At 66.1% G+C, this 3,279-nt stretch carries 2 protein-coding genes; one reads left to right on the forward strand and one right to left on the reverse strand.

The features are described 5' to 3' along the window. Positions 1-388 precede the first annotated feature (388 nt). Positions 389-1,351 carry an integron integrase gene (locus ARC78_RS12100; RefSeq protein WP_275043994.1) on the forward strand — a complete coding sequence of 321 codons (963 nt, stop codon included), beginning with the start codon at positions 389-391 and terminating at the stop codon, positions 1,349-1,351. Positions 1,352-1,356: 5 nt separating this feature from the next. Here the strand turns inward: ARC78_RS12100 and ilvD are convergent, their stop codons facing one another. Then, complete coding sequence (gene ilvD, locus ARC78_RS12105) at positions 1,357-3,195, reverse strand: dihydroxy-acid dehydratase (protein WP_057506394.1); 1,839 nt, start codon at positions 3,193-3,195, stop codon at positions 1,357-1,359. Positions 3,196-3,279 lie beyond the last annotated feature (84 nt).

The following is a 3,279-nucleotide window of genomic DNA, read 5'->3' on the forward strand; positions in this document are numbered from 1 at the left end:
ATGGCTCATACGGGGCCTAACTCTAAGTAGACCCCGAAAACGGGGATATGCCGGCATACTCGGGCTGGGCTGGTTGGCTGTCAACGGGGAAATCCTACGTTGAGTCAATTACTTATCTCATTTCCCCGTTCTTGATGCTTCCCCAGACTGGGGTGCATATCAGCGGGAGCGAAGCGATATGTCATATCCACCCGGAAACGAGGGATATCAGCGGCGTGCAGCAGACACCGGCGGGGCGGGGAATGCCGGTGGGACTCCGGGGAAATCACCGCAATGCAAGGCTGCCGTGAAGCGCGGGGGGATCGTTCCGCACCTGCTGCCGCCAATCGCGGCTCATCCCGCCGACGCCGCAGCGTCAACGGCAGGCAAGCCCAGGTTGTTGGATGAGGTGCGCCGGCACCTGCGCCTGAAGCATTACAGCCTGCGCACGGAAAAGGCCTATGTCGGTTGGATCGTGCGCTATATCCGTTTCCATCGCATGGCCCATCCACGCGAGATGGCCGGCGAGCAGGTGGCGGCGTTTCTGTCGATGTTGGCGGTGAAGGGCAAGGTCAGCGCCAGCACGCAGAACCAGGCGTTGTCGGCATTGCTGTTTCTTTACCGCGAAGTGTTGGGCACGCAGTTGCCGTGGATGGAGGGCGTGGTGCGGGCCAAGCGGCCCAAGCGCTTGCCGACGGTGTTGTCGCCGCAGGAAGTGCAGCGCCTGTTGCTGGCGATGGACGGCCGCCCGTGGTTGCTGGCCAGTCTGCTGTATGGCACCGGTATGCGCTTGATGGAATGCCTGCGCCTGCGGGTACAGGACGTGGACCTGTCACGCATGGAAATCCTGATCCGTGATGGCAAAGGCGGCAAGGACAGGCGTACGGTGTTGCCGCGCAGCCTGCTGGAATCGCTGCGCAAGGAAATGGAGCGGGCGCGTTTGCTGCACCAACATGACCTGCTCGCCGGGCAGGGGGCGGTGTGGCTGCCCTATGCGCTGAAGCGAAAGTATCCGAATGCGGATCGCGAGTTCGGCTGGCAGTACGTGTTTCCGGCCGAGCGCATCAGTGTTGATCCGCGCGATGGCGTGCAGCGGCGCCATCATGTGGATGACGCGGTGCTGTCACGTGCCATCAAGAATGCGCGCATCCAGGTGGGCATCGACAAGCCGGTGTCGGCGCACACATTGCGTCATTCCTTCGCCACCCATCTGCTCGAGGCCGGGCACGATATCCGGACGGTGCAGGAACTGCTCGGGCACAAGGACGTGGCGACCACGCAGATCTATACGCATGTGCTGGGACGCGGTGCGGGTGGTCTGCTCAGCCCGTTGGACCGCTTGCCGGGAGCGTTGTCGCCCCCGGCGGAGTGAGCACGTCAGCCGTCGAGCAGGGCGGTGTCGCGCACCGCGCCCTTGTCGGCGCTGGTGGCCAGCAGGGCATAGGCTTTGAGGGCGCTGCTGACCTTGCGCGGACGGGCCTCGGCCGGCTTCCAGCCGCGGGCATCCTGTTCGGCGCGGCGTCGCGCCAGTTCGGCCTCGTCCACCAGCAGGGTGATACCGCGCTGCGGGATGTCGATGCGGATGCGGTCGCCGTCGCGGACCAGGCCGATGGCGCCGCCGGCCGCGGCTTCCGGCGAGCAGTGGCCGATGGACAGCCCCGAGGTGCCGCCGGAGAAACGGCCGTCGGTGAGCAGCGCGCAGGCTTTGCCCAGCCCTTTGGATTTGAGGTAGCTGGTCGGATACAGCATCTCCTGCATGCCCGGGCCGCCCTTCGGGCCTTCGTAGCGGATCACCACCACATCGCCGGCCTGCACCTCGTCGCCGAGGATGCCCTTGACCGCCGCGTCCTGGCTTTCATAGACGCGGGCATTGCCTTCGAACACGTGGATGGATTCGTCCACGCCGGCGGTCTTGACCACGCAGCCGTCGACGGCGAGGTTGCCGTACAGCACCGCCAGCCCGCCTTCGGTGGAGAACGCGTGGGCGACGCTGCGGATGCAGCCGTTGGCGCGGTCGGTATCCAGCGACGGCCAGCGCGTGGACTGGCTGAAGGCCACCTGCGTCGGAATACCGGCCGGGCCGGCCTTGTAGAACTGGTGCACGGTCTGGTCGCTGGTCTGGCTGATGTCCCAGCGGGCAATCGCCTCGCCCAGGGTGCGCGCATGCACGGTCGGCACCTCGGTGTGCAGCAGGCCGCCGCGCGCCAGTTCGCCGAGGATGGCCATGATGCCGCCGGCACGGTGCACGTCCTCGATGTGGTACTTGGGCGAGTTCGGCGCGACCTTGCACAGCTGCGGCACGCGCCGCGACAGGCGGTCGATGTCGCGCTGGTCGAAGGCGACCCCGGCCTCCTGCGCGGCGGCCAGCAGATGCAGGATGGTGTTGGTGGAACCGCCCATGGCGATATCCAGGGTCATCGCGTTTTCGAACGCCTCGAAGGTGGCGATGCTACGCGGCAGCACGCTGGCCTCCTCGCCGCCATACCAGCGGTGGCACAGTTCGACGATCAGCCGGCCGGCGCGCTTGAACAGGCCCTCGCGATCACTGTGGGTGGCCACCACGGTGCCGTTGCCCGGCAGCGACAGGCCCAGCGCTTCGGTCAGGCAGTTCATCGAGTTGGCGGTGAACATGCCCGAGCACGAGCCGCAGGTGGGGCAGGCGCTGCGTTCGATCGCGGCCACTTCCTCGTCGCTGATCGAGGCGTCACCGGCGGCGACCATCGCGTCGATCAGGTCCAGCTTGTGGTCGGCCAGCTTGGTCTTGCCCGCTTCCATCGGCCCGCCGGAAACGAACACCACCGGGATGTTCAGGCGCAGCGCGGCCATCAGCATGCCGGGGGTGATCTTGTCGCAGTTGGAGATGCACACCAGCGCATCGGCGCAGTGCGCGTTGGCCATGTACTCGACCGAGTCGGCGATGATCTCGCGGCTGGGCAGCGAATACAGCATGCCGTCGTGGCCCATCGCGATACCGTCATCCACGGCGATGGTATTGAATTCCTTGGCCACGCCGCCGGCGGCCTGGATCTCGCGCGCGACCAGCTGGCCCAGGTCCTTCAGGTGCACGTGGCCGGGCACGAACTGGGTGAAGGAGTTGACCACCGCGATGATCGGCTTGTGGAAGTCGCCATCGGTCATGCCGGTGGCGCGCCACAGGGCGCGGGCGCCGGCCATGTTGCGGCCGGCGGTGGAGGTTTTCGAACGGTATTCGGGCATGGGATAGCGAACGCGACAACGGGCGCAACGGCACCTTGGCCATTGATTCTGCATAAAAAACCCGGTTGCAGCTGCAACCATCGC

Origin of the sequence: Stenotrophomonas pictorum JCM 9942, from assembly GCF_001431585.1 — a bacterium.
GTDB lineage: Bacteria > Pseudomonadota > Gammaproteobacteria > Xanthomonadales > Xanthomonadaceae > Stenotrophomonas > Stenotrophomonas pictorum.

Excerpts from the sequence above, each read along its gene's own strand:
- ilvD (WP_057506394.1), bottom strand. The coding sequence starts at position 3,195 with ATGCCCGAATACCGTTCGAAAACCTCCACCGCCGGCCGCAACATGGCC.